The organism is Lysobacter xanthus (genome assembly GCF_047159895.1).
In genome coordinates this window covers 16,779-31,785 of sequence record NZ_BAAGAB020000030.1, presented here as the reverse complement: position 1 = coordinate 31,785, position 15,007 = coordinate 16,779, and the positions used below count along the sequence as shown (strand labels likewise).

18 protein-coding genes are annotated in these 15,007 nt (G+C 73.1%); 15 read left to right on the top strand and 3 right to left on the bottom strand.

What is annotated here, in order from left to right:
• Positions 1-111 precede the first annotated feature (111 nt).
• From ACY35P_RS09130 to ACY35P_RS09095, 8 genes are all read left to right on the top strand, one after another.
• On the top strand, positions 112-519 hold the full coding sequence (locus tag ACY35P_RS09130; RefSeq protein WP_462115518.1) for a nuclear transport factor 2 family protein: 408 nt from the start codon (positions 112-114) through the stop codon (positions 517-519).
• 152 nt (positions 520-671) lie between these two features.
• Complete coding sequence (locus ACY35P_RS09125) at positions 672-986, top strand: hypothetical protein (RefSeq protein WP_462115517.1); 315 nt, start codon at positions 672-674, stop codon at positions 984-986.
• Positions 987-1,195: 209 nt separating this feature from the next.
• Positions 1,196-2,227, top strand: coding sequence for a two-component system sensor histidine kinase NtrB (locus ACY35P_RS09120; protein WP_462115516.1), 1,032 nt, complete (start codon positions 1,196-1,198; stop codon positions 2,225-2,227).
• On the top strand, positions 2,220-3,623 hold the full coding sequence (gene ntrC / locus ACY35P_RS09115) for a nitrogen regulation protein NR(I) (protein ID WP_462115515.1): 1,404 nt from the start codon (positions 2,220-2,222) through the stop codon (positions 3,621-3,623). The genes ACY35P_RS09120 and ntrC overlap by 8 nt, the downstream gene beginning before the upstream one ends.
• A 58-nt stretch (positions 3,624-3,681) precedes the next feature.
• The gene (locus ACY35P_RS09110) at positions 3,682-4,269 is read left to right on the top strand and encodes a superoxide dismutase family protein (RefSeq protein ID WP_462115514.1); all 588 of its coding nucleotides are present in this window, start codon (positions 3,682-3,684) and stop codon (positions 4,267-4,269) included.
• A 2-nt stretch (positions 4,270-4,271) separates the two neighbouring features.
• On the top strand, positions 4,272-4,769 hold the full coding sequence (locus ACY35P_RS09105) for a GNAT family N-acetyltransferase (RefSeq protein ID WP_462115513.1): 498 nt from the start codon (positions 4,272-4,274) through the stop codon (positions 4,767-4,769).
• Between the two features lie 233 nt (positions 4,770-5,002).
• Entirely contained in the window at positions 5,003-5,281 is a 279-nt protein-coding gene (locus tag ACY35P_RS09100; RefSeq protein WP_462115512.1) for a hypothetical protein, read from the top strand.
• A gap of 142 nt (positions 5,282-5,423) precedes the next feature.
• On the top strand, positions 5,424-6,221 hold the full coding sequence (locus ACY35P_RS09095; protein WP_462115521.1) for a COG4705 family protein: 798 nt from the start codon (positions 5,424-5,426) through the stop codon (positions 6,219-6,221).
• A gap of 155 nt (positions 6,222-6,376) precedes the next feature.
• Here ACY35P_RS09095 and ACY35P_RS09090 read toward each other — a convergent pair whose 3' ends face one another.
• Positions 6,377-7,273 (bottom strand): hypothetical protein, encoded by an 897-nt coding sequence (locus ACY35P_RS09090; protein ID WP_462115511.1) that lies wholly within the window; start codon positions 7,271-7,273, stop codon positions 6,377-6,379.
• An 87-nt stretch (positions 7,274-7,360) separates the two neighbouring features.
• Between ACY35P_RS09090 and ACY35P_RS09085 the strand changes: the two genes are divergently transcribed.
• Complete coding sequence (locus ACY35P_RS09085) at positions 7,361-8,638, top strand: acetyl-CoA C-acetyltransferase (protein WP_462115510.1); 1,278 nt, start codon at positions 7,361-7,363, stop codon at positions 8,636-8,638.
• Positions 8,639-8,708: 70 nt separating this feature from the next.
• Positions 8,709-9,725, top strand: a complete 1,017-nt coding sequence (locus ACY35P_RS09080; protein ID WP_462115509.1) for a DUF4349 domain-containing protein — start codon at positions 8,709-8,711, stop codon at positions 9,723-9,725.
• Positions 9,726-9,779: 54 nt separating this feature from the next.
• Here the strand turns inward: ACY35P_RS09080 and ACY35P_RS09075 are convergent, their stop codons facing one another.
• Together ACY35P_RS09075 and ACY35P_RS09070 are read right to left on the bottom strand one after the other, a co-directional pair.
• The gene (locus ACY35P_RS09075) at positions 9,780-11,003 is read right to left on the bottom strand and encodes a heme biosynthesis protein HemY (RefSeq protein WP_462115508.1); all 1,224 of its coding nucleotides are present in this window, start codon (positions 11,001-11,003) and stop codon (positions 9,780-9,782) included.
• Between the two features lie 69 nt (positions 11,004-11,072).
• On the bottom strand, positions 11,073-11,831 hold the full coding sequence (locus tag ACY35P_RS09070) for a uroporphyrinogen-III synthase (RefSeq protein WP_462115507.1): 759 nt from the start codon (positions 11,829-11,831) through the stop codon (positions 11,073-11,075).
• 33 nt (positions 11,832-11,864) lie between these two features.
• On the opposite strand from ACY35P_RS09070, the gene ACY35P_RS09065 reads away from it, so the two are divergent.
• From ACY35P_RS09065 to ACY35P_RS09045, 5 genes are all read left to right on the top strand, one after another.
• Positions 11,865-12,329, top strand: coding sequence for a YiiD C-terminal domain-containing protein (locus tag ACY35P_RS09065; protein WP_462115506.1), 465 nt, complete (start codon positions 11,865-11,867; stop codon positions 12,327-12,329).
• 92 nt (positions 12,330-12,421) lie between these two features.
• Positions 12,422-12,850 (top strand): hypothetical protein, encoded by a 429-nt coding sequence (locus tag ACY35P_RS09060; RefSeq protein WP_462115505.1) that lies wholly within the window; start codon positions 12,422-12,424, stop codon positions 12,848-12,850.
• 52 nt (positions 12,851-12,902) lie between these two features.
• Positions 12,903-13,343, top strand: a complete 441-nt coding sequence (locus ACY35P_RS09055; RefSeq protein WP_462115520.1) for a rhodanese-like domain-containing protein — start codon at positions 12,903-12,905, stop codon at positions 13,341-13,343.
• A 64-nt stretch (positions 13,344-13,407) separates the two neighbouring features.
• On the top strand, positions 13,408-13,923 hold the full coding sequence (secB, locus tag ACY35P_RS09050; RefSeq protein ID WP_462115504.1) for a protein-export chaperone SecB: 516 nt from the start codon (positions 13,408-13,410) through the stop codon (positions 13,921-13,923).
• A 6-nt stretch (positions 13,924-13,929) separates the two neighbouring features.
• Positions 13,930-14,973, top strand: a complete 1,044-nt coding sequence (locus ACY35P_RS09045) for an NAD(P)H-dependent glycerol-3-phosphate dehydrogenase (protein WP_462115503.1) — start codon at positions 13,930-13,932, stop codon at positions 14,971-14,973.
• Positions 14,974-15,007: the final 34 nt, after the last annotated feature.

Sequence of the window (15,007 nt, the reverse complement as noted above, 5' to 3'; positions counted from 1 at the left end):
CGGCCTGCGCCTGATCGTGGCCGACGCGATCATCCGCGCCCACCACGGCGAGCTCACGGCGCACGCGCTCGCGCCGGGCCTCGCCATCCGCATCGACCTTCCGCTCGCGCCGTGAGCCCGCGCCTGCTCGGCGGGCTCGCTACGCTCGCACTCACCGGTTGCGCCACCGTGGCCGTGCCCGCCGATGGCCCCGCGGCGCTGGTACAGCGCCAGCTCGACGCCTACAACCGGCACGATCTCGACGCCTTCATGGCGACGTACCGCCCGGACGCGAAGGTCTGGCGCATGCCCGCCACCGCGCCGACGCTCGACGGCGCCGACGCGATCCGCGCGTTCTATCGCGATGCGCGCTTCAACCTGCCCACGCTGCGCGCCGAGCTGCTCGCGCGCACCGTGGTCGGCGGCAAGGTCGCGGACCAAGAGCGCATCACCGGCCTCGGCACCGAACCGGTCGAAGCGCTGGCCGTCTACGAGGTTGTCGACGGCCGCATCGCCACCGTGTGGCTCTACCGCCCCTGACGCCGAAGGGCGAAGCGCCCGCGGTCGGTGGCGCCCGCCTACGGAGGCTGAATATTGGGCTCGTGGCGCACTGGACGCCGCACGGACGGTGACGTCGGCTCGACATCCGCCTGCCTAGACTGGCCCTGTTTTCCGCAGCGGCAGCAGTCAGGATGGCGAGCAGGACGGCACCGCCGGCGCAGGGTTACCTGAGCCGGGCCGAACTCGAAATGGAGCTGGCGCGGCTCGCCCTGGCGGTGGGCCGGCCGAGCGCCGACGTCGAGGCGGCGAGCGGCATCGCGGGCATCGAATGGTTCCAGGCGCAGAGCATCCGCCTGCTCGAGCGCACCCCGCCCGAGTTGCGGAGCCTGGTGGAACCGCGCATCGAAGAGCTGGCCGACGCCGCGGCTCGACGCGACCTGCTCGCCGACTACGGCGGGCCGCTGCCGTTCGATTCGGACGCGACCGAGGCGCGCCGCGGGCGCTAGGCGTTCCGGCGGCGCTGCCGCGCCTGCAGCAGACTCCAGTCGTCCAGCGACACGACGTCGGGTCGCGCGCCCTCCGGCCGGCACCGACGCCGGTCGAGTTACCGGCGGCATCGACCCGGACCCTGCCTGCGCGCCGTCCTGAAGCATGAGTGGCACGCGGCCTCGTGCTGCGTCGGCCACCCGCGGCCCCGCTGCACTACTATGGTGCAATGTCCGCGGACGCTCCCGGCCTCGACCAGCTCACCACGCCGCTCGCCTGGACGACGGCCGAGGCGCGCGTCGCCGGCTGCAACCTCGCCTTCGCGCGCTGGTTGGGCGTGGGCCAGCGCCGTCTCATCGGCCTGCCGCTGGCCTCGCTGGCGAGCGACGGCGGGCTCGACGCGGTGCTCGACCGCGCGGCCGAGCCGTCCGACGCACCGCTGCGGCTGCGCCGGCTCGGCATGCGGTTCGCCGACGGTGCCGAGCGCTTCGCCGATGCCTGGCTGACGCGACGCGACGCGGGCTGGCTGCTCGAGGCGCATCCGGTCGACGAGTTCTCCGACGACGATCCCGCCCGCCTGCCGTCCGCGCTCAGCGCCGCGCTGCGCGGGCTCGCGCACGAACTTCGCAATCCGCTCGCGGGGCTCAAGGGCGCGGCGCAGCTGCTCGGTCGACGGCTCGATCCCGACGACACCGACGGGCAGGCGCTGACCGCCCTCATCGACGCCGAGACCGGGCGGCTGGCCGCGCTGCTCGACCGCCTGCTCAGCCCCGCGCCGCCGCGCGCGCACTCGCCCGTCAACCTCCATGCGGTGCTCGAGCGCGTGCGCCGCCTCGCCGAGTCCGACGCCGGTTGGGCGGTGCGGCTGGTGCGCGACTACGACCCGAGCCTGCCCGATGTCGAAGGCGATCCCGATCGGCTCGTGCAGGCGGTCTGGAACCTCGCACGTAATGCGATCGAAGCCGGCGCCTCCCAGGTCGTGCTGCGCACGCGCGCCGAGCACGGCGCACGCATCGGCGAGCAGGTGCTGCCCATCGCGCTGCGCCTCGACATTTCCGACGACGGTCGCGGCGTGCCGCCCGAGCTCGCCGAGCGCCTGTTCCTGCCGCTGGTCAGCGGTCGCGCGGAAGGCACCGGGCTCGGCCTCGCGCTGGCGCAGCAGGTCGCACGTGAGCATCGCGGTGCGCTGAGTTATCGCTCGCGCTCCGGGCATACCGTGTTCACGCTGCTGCTGCCGCTGCCGGAGCCCGTCGATGGCTGAGTCGCTGATCTGGGTCGTCGACGACGAGGCGGCCATCCGCTTCGTGCTGTCGACCGCGCTGCGCGACGCGGGCTGGCGCGTGGAGGCGTTTCCCGACGCGCCGAGCGCACTGGCCGCGTTCGAAAATTCGCCGTCCGCGCCCGAGTTGCTGTTCACCGACGTGCGCATGCCCGGCGGCGACGGGCTCGCGCTGCTCGAGGCGCTCAAGTCGCGACGCGCCGACCTGCCGGTCGTGGTGATGAGCGCCTACACCGACATCGCGAGCACCGCCGGTGCGTTCCGTGCCGGTGCGCATGAATTCCTCTCCAAGCCGTTCGACCTCGACGACGCGGTCGCGCTCGCCGCGCGCGTGCTGGGGCCGTCGACGCCCGCGGCGAGCACGCCCGACGAGCTGCCGGCCACCGCCGAGTCGCTGCTCGGCAGCACGCCGGCGATGCGCGAGCTGTTCCGCGCGATCGGCCGCCTCGCGCAGGCGCCGCTGTCGGTGCTGGTCACCGGCGAGACGGGCACCGGCAAGGAACTCGTCGCGCGCGCGCTGCATCGCGAGTCGCCGCGCGCGAAGAAGCCGTTCGTCGCGCTCAACACCGCCGCGATTCCCGCCGAGCTGCTCGAATCCGAACTGTTCGGCCATGAAGCCGGCGCGTTCACCGGCGCACAGCGTCGCCACCTGGGGCGCTTCGAGCAGGCCGACGGCGGCACGCTGTTCCTCGACGAGATCGGCGACATGCCGGCCGCGCTGCAGACCCGCCTGCTGCGCGTGCTGCAGGAAGGCGAGTTCTTCCGCGTCGGCGGGCGCGAACTGGTGCGCGTGGACGTGCGCGTGGTCGCGGCGACGCACCAGGATCTCGATGCGCGCGTCGCGAGCGGCCAGTTCCGCGCCGACCTGCTGCATCGCCTCGACGTCGTGCGCCTGCGCCTGCCGCCCCTGCGCGAGCGACGCGACGACGTGCCGCTGCTCGCCGCGCATTTCCTCGCGCAGGCCGCGTCGCGTCTCGGCGCGCGCGCCAAGCGCCTGGACCGCGGCGCGATCGAGCGCCTGCAGGCGCACGGCTGGCCCGGCAACGTGCGCGAGCTGGAGAACGTCAGCTGGCGACTGGCCGCGCTCGCGCCCACCGAGCGCATCGGGCGCAACGAGGTCGACGCCGCGCTGGGTACCGCCGCCGTGCCGGTCGCTGCGGACTGGACCGACGCGCTGGCGGCGTGGGCGCGCGATGCGCTCGCGCGGGGCGAGGCGGGCGTGCACGAGGCCGCGCGCGAACGCCTCGACCGCGTGCTGCTCGACGTCGCACTCGAACGCACGGGCGGCCGACGCGGCGAAGCCGCGGGCCTGCTCGGGCTCGGCCGCAATACGCTCACCCGCAAGCTCGGCCCCGGCCGCCCACGTCGCGCACCCTGACGTTCACCGCCCGCGAATGCCGACGCCGCAGACTTCCGATTCCCCACCGGAGACCGCCATGAAGACCCCGTCCCGCGTCCTGATCCCGGCTCTCGCCCTTGCGCTCACCGCCTGTTCGGCGACCGCGCCGGTGGTCCCCGTGCCGCCTTCGGGCACGCCAGCGACGCCGGTCGGCGTGTCCTCGCCCCCCATCGACGCCGCTACGATCGCGCTCGGCCCGGCGTCCGGGTCGCTCGTCAGCGGCCGGCTCACGGCGATGGCCATGGGCGGCGGCGTGCACGTCACCGGCGAGCTCGGCGGGCTGGCGCCCAACAGCACGCACGGCCTGCACGTGCACGAGGTCGGCAACTGCGGCGCGGCGGACGCGAGCAGCGCGGGCGGTCATTTCAACCCGGCGGGTGCACCCCACGGACGCCCCGACGCGGGCGCACACCATGCCGGCGACCTTCCGAACATCACCGCCGGGGCGAACGGCGTGGCGCGCGTCGATGCGCACGTGATGGGCCTGACGCTCGGTGGGCCGGGCGCGACGAACATCGTCGGCCGCGCGCTCGTCGTGCATGCACAGGCCGACGACTACGCGTCGCAGCCGGCGGGCAATTCGGGCGCGCGCATCGCCTGCGGCGTCGTGCGGGCAGGGCGCTGAGGATGCCGGGCACGCTGCGCGTGCGCGAGGCGCGTCCCGGCGACGCCGCGCGCCTCGCCGACTGGGCGCGCACGATGGCGCGCGAGACCGAGCATCTCGAACTCGATGCGGACACTGTGCTTGCAGGTGTGACCGAAGGCATCGCCGATCCGTCGAAGGCGCGTTACTTCGTCGCCGTGAACGAAGTTCCGGTGTCGGGCGACGAAGTGATCGCCGAACCGGTCGGCATGCTCATGACGACCACCGAGTGGAGCGACTGGCGCTGCGGGCACTGGTGGTGGATCCAGAGCGTCTACGTGGCCCCCGCGCACCGGCGCCATGGCGTCTTCCGTGCGCTGTACGCGCACGTGCATGCACTCGCCGCGCAGCGCGCGGACGTGCTCGGGCTGCGCCTGTACGTCGAGCGCGACAATGCGAATGCGCAGGCGACCTACGCCGCGCTCGGCATGCACGACGCGGGCTATCGCATCCTCGAAGCGGCCGTACCGACACGCGACTGAGCCTCATACGGCCGCTTCGCCGCAGCACGCGGCCGCCTTCACACGTTCGACTGCGGACGCCGTCACGTACTGCCGCCGCCGCAGCGCGCATTCATGTGAAAAGCGCGTGACGCAATTACCCTTCAAGTCCGTCCTGCGCGGCCGATAGCGATATCGAAGCGCGCGTTCGCGACGTTTCCGAATCCACCGAGCGCGCCCGCCGACGGCCGCGCCTCCATCAGGAGTTCCGTGTCATGCAGGTTATGGGCGCCACGCTGCGCAAGATCACGTTCAAGGATGGCCTGACCGCGCTGCTCTTCAGCGTCGCCCTGACCGGCGGACTCGCGCTCGCGTTCAAGTCGAGCGGCCGCGACATGTGGGAAGCCACCGATGCGCTGATGCCGGTCTTCATCGGCGGCCTCGCGCAGGCCGCGGGCATCAATCCGGTGCGCAGCCCGCTGCTGCTCGCGATGGTGGCCGCGGGCGCGGGCCTCGTCATGTTCCTGAGCAAGCTCGCGCTCGGCCTGATCTGACCGGTCGACGCGTGTGACCCGACGGCCGCCTCCGGGCGGCCGTTCGCGTTGTGGCGGTGCGACGGTGCCCGTGGTATTCGGTGTCGCGGGGCGCCGTCCCGCCGGTCAACGACCGCCCGCTGCAGGTGCCCCAGTGGACACGATGCGCGACCACGACCCGCGTGGGACCATGGCCAAGGTTCCTGCCATCACGCTTGGCTTCTGGATCATCAAGATCCTCGCCACCACGCTCGGCGAGGTCGGGGGTGACGCGGTCACGATGTCGTGGCTGGGGGAGACCACGCCCGACGCCCGGGCCTCTGGCATCTCGGGCTACCTCGTCGGTACTGTGATCTTCGCGACGATCTTCGCGGCCGTTCTCGCTCTGCAGATCCGCGCGCGCAGTTTCCGGCCGTGGCTCTACTGGGCGACCATCGTCGCCAGCACCACGGTGGGCACCACGCTCGCGGATTTCGTCACCCGCGCGCTCGGCATCGGCTACAGGGGCGGCTCGATGCTCCTGCTCGGCCTGCTTCTGGCCTCGCTCCTCGCCTGGCGCCGCGCGACCGGCACGATCGCCGTAGCGAGCGTGCGGACCCCGCGCGCCGAACTGTTCTATTGGCTCACCATCACGTTGTCGCAAACGCTGGGCACCGCGCTCGGCGATTGGGTTGCCGATACCCGGGGCCTCGGCTACGTCGGCGGCATGGCGATCTTCGGCGGGCTCCTCGCGATCGTTGCGGCGCTACGTTTCACGACCGCGCTCTCGCGCACCGCTCTGTTCTGGTCTGCGTTCGTTCTCACTCGGCCGCTCGGGGCGGTGGTGGGCGACTTCCTGGACAAGTCGCACGCGCAAGGCGGGCTCGAGCTGAGCCGCTACACGGGCTCGATCGTGCTGCTGATAGCAATCGCGCTGTGCGTCGCGCTGCTGCCGCAACGCCCGGCCGCGGCCTCCCACTGAGCCGGCGCTGGTCTCGCGGCGACCGACCCGGCGTCAAGGATGGACCGACGCGGCAGGCGACGGGAAAGAGAGCTTGCGTGGCAACGTGTGCAACGGGCCATCCGATGCGAGCCGAAGGTTTACACGCCTTGCCCAGGTGCCCGCGCTGACGCTGATCAGCCGAGGCAGGCGGTGGCGTCCACGTCGCGGTCGCAATGCACGAAGTTCACCAGCACGCCGTGCGCCTGCAGCACCGCGGCGAGCTGGCGCTGGCGCGCCTCGAACTGCTCGTGCAGGCGCGCCGCGCGTTGGCGCTGCGCATCGGACTCGCAGTCGAGCCCGCCCGCGTAGCGCTGTTGCCACGCCTGCGGCGAGAACAGCGCGATGCGCGCCTCGCCTTCGGCGTAGCGCACCAACGGCTCCGGCGGCGCGTCGAGCCAGGCCTCACCCTCGGGCGCGAGCAGCGCGGTCTCCAGCACCGGCCACAGCGGCGCGAGGCCGGCGTGTTCGTACTGCAGCGACGTCATCGCCGCGAGGTCGTGCACGGTGAGGTAGCGCGCATGCTCGACCTGCAGGCCGAACATCGACTGCGCCGCGAGCGCGGTGGCCGCACCGGCCATGCCGCGCTCGAGCAGCTCGCGTTCGAAGAGGTCGCCCACCGGCCCGACCTGCAACGGATCGCCGCCAAGCACGAACGGCATCAGCCGCAGCGGGCCGCCCGCGTAGTCAGAATTCGGTGTGAGGTCGCCGGGCAACTGGCCGTCGTGCGCGCCGAAGGCGATGACGCGCGCGCGGCCGCTGCCCGGCGCGCGCGCGGCGAGGCCGTCCAGTTCGCGATGCAGCGGCCAGCCCGGACGGAGCAGCTCGACCGGGTCGTAATGCGCGGCCACCGTCACCAGCTCGAGCGCGGCGGCGCCCGGCGCGAACGTCGCCAGGTCGGCCGCGACCAGCGCGGCGAGTTCGCCGGCCTCGGCCTGCGCGAGGCGGTCGCGCTGCGGCGTCGCGCCGGACAGCTCGAGCGCGAGCGCGCCCAGCACGTGGACGGCGGCAGCGGAATCGGGGGAGGTGGTCATCAGTACGCCGGCGTTTGGTGCACTACACTCGCCGCATCATACCGGCGGCCCCTGCGCGGGCCGCGTCGTCGAGTCCACGAGGTCGCCATGCGCCAGTTCCGCCCCGTCGCCGTGCTCGGCGGTGTCCGCATTCCCTTCTGCCGCCAGAACACCGCCTATTCCGACGTCGGCAACCTCGGCCTGTCGGTGCGCACGCTGGGCGCGCTCGTCGAGAAGTTCGGCCTGCAGGGCGTGCAGCTCGGCGAGGTCGCGATGGGCGCGGTGATCAAGCATTCCTCCGACTGGAACCTCGGCCGCGAGGCCGCGCTGTCGTCGGGCCTGTCGCCGCTCACGCCGGGCATCACTCTGCAGCGGGCGTGCGGCACGTCGCTCGACACCATCTCGCACATCGCGAACAAGATCGCGCTCGGGCAGATCGACGCGGGCGTCGGCGGCGGCTCGGACACCACGTCCGACGTGCCGATCGTCTACGGGCAGAAGCTGCGCCGGCGCGTGCTCAAGGCGAATGCCGCGAAGACGCCGATGGACCGCCTGCGCGCGTTCGGCGGCTTCGGCTTCGGCGAGCTCAAGCCCGACTTCCCGGGCGTCGCCGAGCCGCGCACGGGCAAGTCGATGGGCCAGCACTGCGAGGACATGGCGAAGGAATGGGCGATCCCGCGCGAGGCGCAGGACGAACTCGCCTACGCCTCGCACCAGAAGCTCGCGGCCGCGTACGAGCGCGGCTTCTTCGACGATCTCGTGGTGCCGTTCCGCGGCGTGTCGCGCGACAACATCCTGCGCGCCGACACCACGCTGCAGAAGCTCTCGACGCTGAAGCCCGCGTTCGATCGCACCAGCGGCCGCGGCACGCTCACCGCCGGCAACTCGACGCCGCTGACCGACGGTGCGTCCGCCTGCCTGCTGTCGAGCGGCGAATGGGCCGCGGCGCGCGGACTCGAGCCGCTCGCGTGGTTGCGCGACGTGCATGTCGCGGCGGTGGATTTCGTCGCCGGCGAAGGCCTGCTGATGGCGCCGACCGTGGCGGTCGCGGAGATGCTCGCGCGCAACAACCTGTCGCTGCAGGATTTCGACTTCTACGAGATCCACGAGGCGTTCGCGGCGCAGGTGCTGTGCACGCTGCGCGCGTGGGAGAGCGAGACGTACTGCCGCGAGCGCCTCGGCCTGGCACGGGCGATGGGTTCGATCGATCCGGCGAAGATGAACCCGAACGGCTCGTCGCTGGCGACGGGCCATCCGTTCGCCGCGACCGGCGCGCGCATCGTCGCCACCGCCGCGAAGGAACTCGTCCAGCGCGGCGGCGGACGCTGCCTGATCTCGATCTGCACCGCCGGCGGCATGGGCGTGGTCGCGATCCTCGAGCGCTGATGCACCGGGCGTAACCCCGCCACGCGGGGCGGGGCGTTGGAGAGGGGGCCTGTCCTCCTGGAGCCCCCGAATGATCCGTCCCGCACCGCTCGCCGCCGCGCTCGCCGTGGCCCTGTCGCTCGCCGCCTGCAGCCGCGGGCAGCCCACCGCGAACGCGGGCACGGACTCGGTGGCCGAGGAGCGCACGGCCGTCGCGGCGGCGCCTGCCGCGGCGCCGCCACCCGAGGCCCCCGCGCTGCAGAAGGCCGCGGGCACCGCCAACGTCGCCGATGCATCCGTCGACGCATCCGCCACGGTCACCGGCCCCGGCGTCACGGCCGATGCGATGGGTTCGGCGACGCTGACGCAGGACGCCGGCACACGCCGCTTCATCCGCACCGCCCAGGTCGACGGCCACGTGCGCGACGTGCAGCGCGCGGCGACGCACATCGAGGATTTCGCCGCGCGCTTCGGCGGCTTCGTCACGCTCAACGCCCTGTCGACGTCGACGGGCCGCGTCGAGCGTCGATCGCTCGGCGACGGACGCCTCGTCGAGCTCAGCACCTACGTCGTCGAAGGCCGCCTGCAGGTGCGCGTGCCGAGCGACCGCGCGCAGGCCTTCCTGCGCGCGATCGCGCCGGAGCTCGACTTCCTCGACCGCCGCCACTTCGAGGCCGTCGATGCGCAGTTCGACCTGCTGCGGCGCGAGCTGGCGCGCCTGCGCCACGACCGTGCACAGGCCGCGCTGGGCGCGGTGAGCGGCGGCAAGGCGGCCGACCAGGCAGACATCATCGATCGCCGCGCGCAGCAGCAGGCCGAGCGCGACGAGGCGGCCGTCGAGCAGCGCGGGTTCGAGGACCGCGTGGAGTTCGCCACGCTCGACCTCACCCTGCGCCAGCCCGAGCGCGTGCGACGCGCCGAGCGCCCGGACGTCGAGGCGATCCTGCGCAACGAGCGTCCCGGGCTCGGCACGCGGCTCGGCCATGCGATCGCCGACGGCGGGCGCGCGATGCTCGATGTCCTCGTCGCGCTGGTCGCGCTGTGGCCGCTGCTGCTGGTCACGGCGCTCGCCGCCCTCGCACTGCGCGCCTGGCGTCGGCGCCGCTGACGCACGAACGCCGACACCGCGCGAGGGCGGTGCCGGCGTGCTCCCACAAACCGTTTACTGCAGGCGCGTCTGGATCGGCGTCTCATGCATCGCGCCGCGTGCCTGCATCGCCGCGGGCATGTCGACGAGGCCGTCGCCACGCGTGCTGCGCAGTGCGTTGGCATAGGCCAGCCGCGCGCGCCCTTCGTCGCCTTCGGCGGCATAGCCCTGGCCCAGCAGTTCCCAGGCCTCGGTGCCCGCCCCGCGGTCGATCGCCTGACGCAACGTGGCTTCGGCGCCGACCCAGTCGCCGTGCGCGTACTGCAGGCGCGCGCGGCTCACGAGCAGGCCCGGGCTGCCCGGATGCGCGGCCAGCCAGCGATCGATGCGCGAGGCGCGCTCGTCGAGGCGGCCGATCGACAGGCGGCCGTACATCGCCGCGAGCGAATCGTCCCAGTGCGAATCCAGCGATTGTTCGATCGCCTTCGCCGCCGCATCGTCCCAATGCAGGGCGGCCGCCCGCTCGGCGTAGGCGCCGACGATCGCCGGGTCCTGGCGCAGCGGCGCGGACAGGCCGTCCCAACGCGAGGCGAGTGCATTGCCGTCCTGCGCGGACAGCAGCGCGCCGCGCGCCCAGCGCGATTCGAGTCGCGGCAGGTCGGCCTCCGGCACCGCGTGGTTCTTGCGCAGCGCGCCGAGCATTCCATAGGCCTCGTCGTGGCGTCCGAGGTCGGCAAGTGCCTGCGCACGCATCGCGAGGCCGCGCGGCGGCAGCGGCTGCGCGTTGGGGATGTCGAGCGCGGCGAGCGCGTCCGCGGGACGGCCATGGCCGAGCGCGAGTTCCGCGAGCCCGATCGCGCGCAGCGCGGGATGCGAACCGGCCAGTCCGTCGAGATGCTGCTGGGCGACGCCCGGCTCGCCCCGCGCGGCGGCGGCACGCGCGGCATGCACGCGGGAGATTGCCAGCGCGTCCGGATCGTCGTACGTCGCGAGCGTGCGCTCGGCGCGATCCCAGCGGCCGAGGTGCAGGTCTTCGAGCGCGCCGGTCAGTCGCGTGCGTGCGGCGCGTTCGCGGCGGCGTCGCAGCGCCACCGCGGGCGCGGTCAGCAGGCGCGTGAGCAGCCACAGGCCGGCGAAGGCGGCGAGCCCGATGGCGAGCGCACGCGGAATGGTGGTGGCGTAGTCGACGCCCCGGAAGCGGGCGAGCACGAGGCCCGGCTCGGGCAGCAGGATCTGCGCGGCGAGGGCGACGGCCAGCACGACGACGGTCCAGAGCAACAGGCTGCGGAGCAGGGACATGGCGATCTCGGGCAAGCGGCGATACGCCGAGTGTCCGCACGCCGCGGGGACGGCCCGTGAAAAGCCGCTTCAGTCCGCCGGGCGGTTCAGCGCGGCGACAAGTTGCGCCGGACGCGGCCCGTCCGCCCGTACGACGTCGGCGAAGCCGAGCCGGCGCGCATGCTCGGCGAGCCGGTCGCTCGCCGCCAGTACGCGCGACTGGCGCAGCCGCGCGAGGTCCGCCGGTTCGAGCTGGCTCACCGCCAGGTCGAGCGCTTCACCGCTGGTGAGCGCCAGGGCGAGAGACCCATCGGCGCCGCGCAGGGCCCGCAGCCCCGCGCGCGGCAGGCCGCAGGCTTCGCGTGCGTACACGTCGGCGCGCAGCACCCGCGCGCCGCGCGCGACGAGCGACGGCGCGAGCCGATCGCGCCCACCCGGCGCGGTCACCAGGCCGATGCGCAGGCCGCGGACCTCGGCGAGGAGCGGCAGGTCGAGCACGCCTTCGCTGTCCATGCGGGTGGGCGCGAGCACGTCGGCCACGCCTGCGCGACGCAGCGCACGCGCGGTGCCATCGCCGATCGCGACGGCCCGTCCACGCGTCGACAGCGGCGCGAGCGCACGCGCCGCCGCGACCGCGTTGGGGCTGGTGAACACGGTGATGTCCGCGGCCAGCGCCTCACTCAGCGCCGCGCGTGCAGCCGCATCGTCGTGGACGACGATGCGCAGCGGCGACAGCGCGACGAGCCGATGGCCCGCATGCCGCGCGACGTCGCGCAGCCGCTGGTGTTGACCGCGCGGTCGCAGCGAGATCACGTACCATCGCGGGCCCGTCGACAGGGAGTCGTGCATGCCGCGCAGCTTCGCATACCGGCCGGTGCAGCCATGAGCACCGACGCGCTCGCGCATCTCGATGCGCACTACCAGGGCATGCCGCCCGTGCGTGCGCTGCAAGTGTCGATCGATGCCTTCGACGGCGAGCGCCTGCGCCTGTCCGCGCCGCTCGCGGCGAACGTCAACGACAAGGGCTGCGCCTTCGGCGGCTCGCTCGCCTCGCTGATGACGCTGGCCTGCTGGGGCCGCGTCTGGCTCGAGGTGCATGCCGCGGGGCTCGACTGCGACATCTACGTCGCCGACAGCCACATCCGCTACCTCGCGCCGCTGTACGACGACCTCGTCGCCGAAGCGCTGCTCGCCGACGGCGCGCAGTGGTCGACGTTCGTGTCGACGCTGCGGGCCAAGGGACGCGCGCGCATCGAGCTCGTCGCGCGTGTCGCCTGCGCCGACGGCACGCCGGCCACCACGTTCGAGGCGCGCTTCGCCGCGATCGTGCGGCCGCCCGCCGCCTGAACGGCGGCCCCCGGCTTCGCGATCCGCGACGGCGTCCGCTGGGCACGGTCGCCGTCCGGCCCGTAGGATCGGCCGGTCCAGGGGAGATCGCCATGCGTCGCTTGTTCCGCCACCTCGTGCCGGCCGTCGTGCTCGGCCTGCTGCTGTTCGCCGGCCTCGCCGTCGCCGGCCCCGCGCAGCGCGCGCTGCCCGTCGCGCAGGACGCCTGGAGCGCCGCGATCCGCTGGGGCGACTTCGAAGGTGCGGTGAACCTGCTCGACCCCGAACTGCGGGCGACGCAGACGCCGAGCTCGCTGGAGGTCGCGCGCTACAAGCTCGTGCAGATCTCGGGCTACCGCGACCTGGGCGCGAGCGTGGACTTCAAGGCCGGGAAGGCCGTCCGCGACGTCGACATCGGCGTGGTCAACCGCAACACGCTCGCCGAGCGCACCGTGCGCTATCGCGAGACGTGGCGGTGGGATCCGCAGGCCAAGACCTGGTGGGTGACGAGCGGGTTGCCGGACCTCTGGCGCGCGGACTGAGCCCCGCGCCGGGCATGCGACAATCCGCGCCCCTGTCCGTGGGCGCATGTCCGTGACCTTCCAGCAAGTCCTCGAATTCGCAGGCCGCCACGAGATGCTGGCGATCGCCTTCGTCGGCCTGACGCTCGCGCTGATCTACACCGAGATCGCGCGCCTGTTCCGCCCGTACAAGGCGCTCACGCCGGCGCAGCTCACCGCGCTCATCAACCGCGACGACGCGCTGGTGGTCGACCTGTCGGCCACAGGCGACTTCGAGAAGGGCCATATTGCCGGCAGCAAGAACGTGCAGGCGAGCGGCTTCGGGCCGGACCACCGCCTCGTCGCCGGCGCCGCGAAGACGCGCCCGGTGGTGGTCGTCTGCCGCACCGGCCAGGCCTCCGCGGCGGCCGCCGCCAAGCTGCGCAAGGGCGGCTTCGAGCAGGTGCATTGCCTCGAAGGCGGCATCGGCGCGTGGCAGCAGGCCGACCTGCCGCTGGTAAAAGGCCGCGCCTGAGTCGGCCCCGGCGGGCGTGCCATAATCCCGCCCCTTTCGCATCGAACCCGCGCCGGAGCGCACCATGACCGACGAACTCCAGAACGACGCCGCTTCCTTCGGCGCTACCGACGAGGCCGAGACCGGCCCGTCCTTCACCGTCGAGAAGATCTACGTCAAGGACGTCTCCTTCGAGGTCCCGAACGCCCCGGCGGTGTTCAACGAGCAGACGCAGCCGCAGCTGCAGATGAACCTCAACCAGCAGGTCACGCGCCTCAACGACGCGGCCTTCGAGGTCGTGCTCGGCATCACGCTGACCTGCCTCGCCGACGACAAGCCGCTCTACCTCGCCGAAGTGAAGCAGGCCGGTGTGTTCGGCCTCGCCGGCTTCGACGCGCAGACGCTCGACGCGATGCTCGGCACGCACTGCCCGAACGTGCTGTACCCGTACGCGCGCCAGCTGATCTCCGACCTGATCCAGGCCGGCGGCTTCCCGCCGTTCCTGCTGCAGCCGCTGAACTTCGAGGCGCTGTACGCCGAAGGCCTGCGCCAGCGCATGACGCAGGGTCTCGAGTCGTCCGAGGCGGCCGGCACCGCCTGATCGGCCGTGGCGGATCACGCTGACAATCCGCGCGCGCCCCGGCGCGTCGCGGTGGTGGGCGCGGGCTCCTGGGGCACCGCGCTCGCGGCGCTGATGGCGCGAAACGGCGAGCACGTGGCCCTCTGGGGCCGCGATGCCGACGTTGTCGGCGCCATCGACGCGCGCCATGAGAACCCGCGCTACCTGCCGGGCCTCGCGCTTCCCGAATCGCTGCGCGCCACGACCGACCTCGCCGACGCGCTGCGCGACGTGGACCTCGTCCTCGTCGTCGTGCCGTCGCATGCATTCGCCGAGACCCTGCGGGCACTCGCACCGCATCGCCCGGCCGCGGCCGGCGTCGCCTGGGCGACGAAGGGCTTCGAACCCGGCAGCGGGCGCTTCCTGCACGAGGTCGCGGCCGAAGTGCTCGGCGACGACGTGCCGCTCGCGGTCGTCACCGGCCCGTCGTTCGCCAAGGAAGTGGCGCAGGGCCTGCCGACCGCGCTCACCGTGCATTCGGACGATGCCGACTTCGCGCAGGCCGTCGCCGAGGCGCTGCACGGCCCGGCCTTCCGCGCCTACACCGGTGACGACATGCTCGGCGCCGAGCTCGGCGGGGCGATGAAGAACGTGCTCGCGGTGGCCACCGGCGTCGCCGACGGCATGCAGCTCGGCCTCAACGCGCGCGCCGGGCTCATCACGCGCGGGCTCAACGAGATGCTGCGCCTGAACCAGGCGCTCGGCGGCAAGGCCGAAACCCTGATGGGGCTCGCCGGCCTCGGCGACCTCGTGCTGACCTGCACCGGCGATCTCTCGCGCAACCGGCGACTGGGCCTCGCGCTCGGGCGCGGCCAGTCGATCGCGGACGCGGTTCGCGAGATCGGGCAGGTGGTCGAATCGGTGCAGACCGCCGACGAGGTGATGCGTCAGGCCGAGCGCGCCGGCGTCGAGCTGCCCATCTCCAATGCGGTGCGCGCGGTGCTGCACGGCGAGCTGCAGCCGGCCGAAGGGCTGCGCCAACTGCTCGCGCGGCAGCAGAAGCCCGAATATCCGACCGGCCTGTTCGACTGATCCACGCGTCCGGCCCAACGAAAAAGCCCGGCCG

Coding starts and splice junctions, on each gene's coding strand:
- ACY35P_RS09125 (WP_462115517.1), top strand. CDS start 672: ATGGCGAGCAGGACGGCACCGCCGGCGCAGGGTTACCTGAGCCGGGCC.
- ACY35P_RS09120 (WP_462115516.1), top strand. CDS start 1,196: ATGTCCGCGGACGCTCCCGGCCTCGACCAGCTCACCACGCCGCTCGCC.
- ntrC (WP_462115515.1), top strand. CDS start 2,220: ATGGCTGAGTCGCTGATCTGGGTCGTCGACGACGAGGCGGCCATCCGC.
- ACY35P_RS09110 (WP_462115514.1), top strand. CDS start 3,682: ATGAAGACCCCGTCCCGCGTCCTGATCCCGGCTCTCGCCCTTGCGCTC.
- ACY35P_RS09105 (WP_462115513.1), top strand. CDS start 4,272: ATGCCGGGCACGCTGCGCGTGCGCGAGGCGCGTCCCGGCGACGCCGCG.
- ACY35P_RS09100 (WP_462115512.1), top strand. CDS start 5,003: ATGCAGGTTATGGGCGCCACGCTGCGCAAGATCACGTTCAAGGATGGC.
- ACY35P_RS09095 (WP_462115521.1), top strand. CDS start 5,424: ATGCGCGACCACGACCCGCGTGGGACCATGGCCAAGGTTCCTGCCATC.
- ACY35P_RS09090 (WP_462115511.1), bottom strand. CDS start 7,273: ATGACCACCTCCCCCGATTCCGCTGCCGCCGTCCACGTGCTGGGCGCG.
- ACY35P_RS09085 (WP_462115510.1), top strand. CDS start 7,361: ATGCGCCAGTTCCGCCCCGTCGCCGTGCTCGGCGGTGTCCGCATTCCC.
- ACY35P_RS09080 (WP_462115509.1), top strand. CDS start 8,709: ATGATCCGTCCCGCACCGCTCGCCGCCGCGCTCGCCGTGGCCCTGTCG.
- ACY35P_RS09075 (WP_462115508.1), bottom strand. CDS start 11,003: ATGTCCCTGCTCCGCAGCCTGTTGCTCTGGACCGTCGTCGTGCTGGCC.
- ACY35P_RS09070 (WP_462115507.1), bottom strand. CDS start 11,831: ATGCACGACTCCCTGTCGACGGGCCCGCGATGGTACGTGATCTCGCTG.
- ACY35P_RS09065 (WP_462115506.1), top strand. CDS start 11,865: ATGAGCACCGACGCGCTCGCGCATCTCGATGCGCACTACCAGGGCATG.
- ACY35P_RS09060 (WP_462115505.1), top strand. CDS start 12,422: ATGCGTCGCTTGTTCCGCCACCTCGTGCCGGCCGTCGTGCTCGGCCTG.
- secB (WP_462115504.1), top strand. CDS start 13,408: ATGACCGACGAACTCCAGAACGACGCCGCTTCCTTCGGCGCTACCGAC.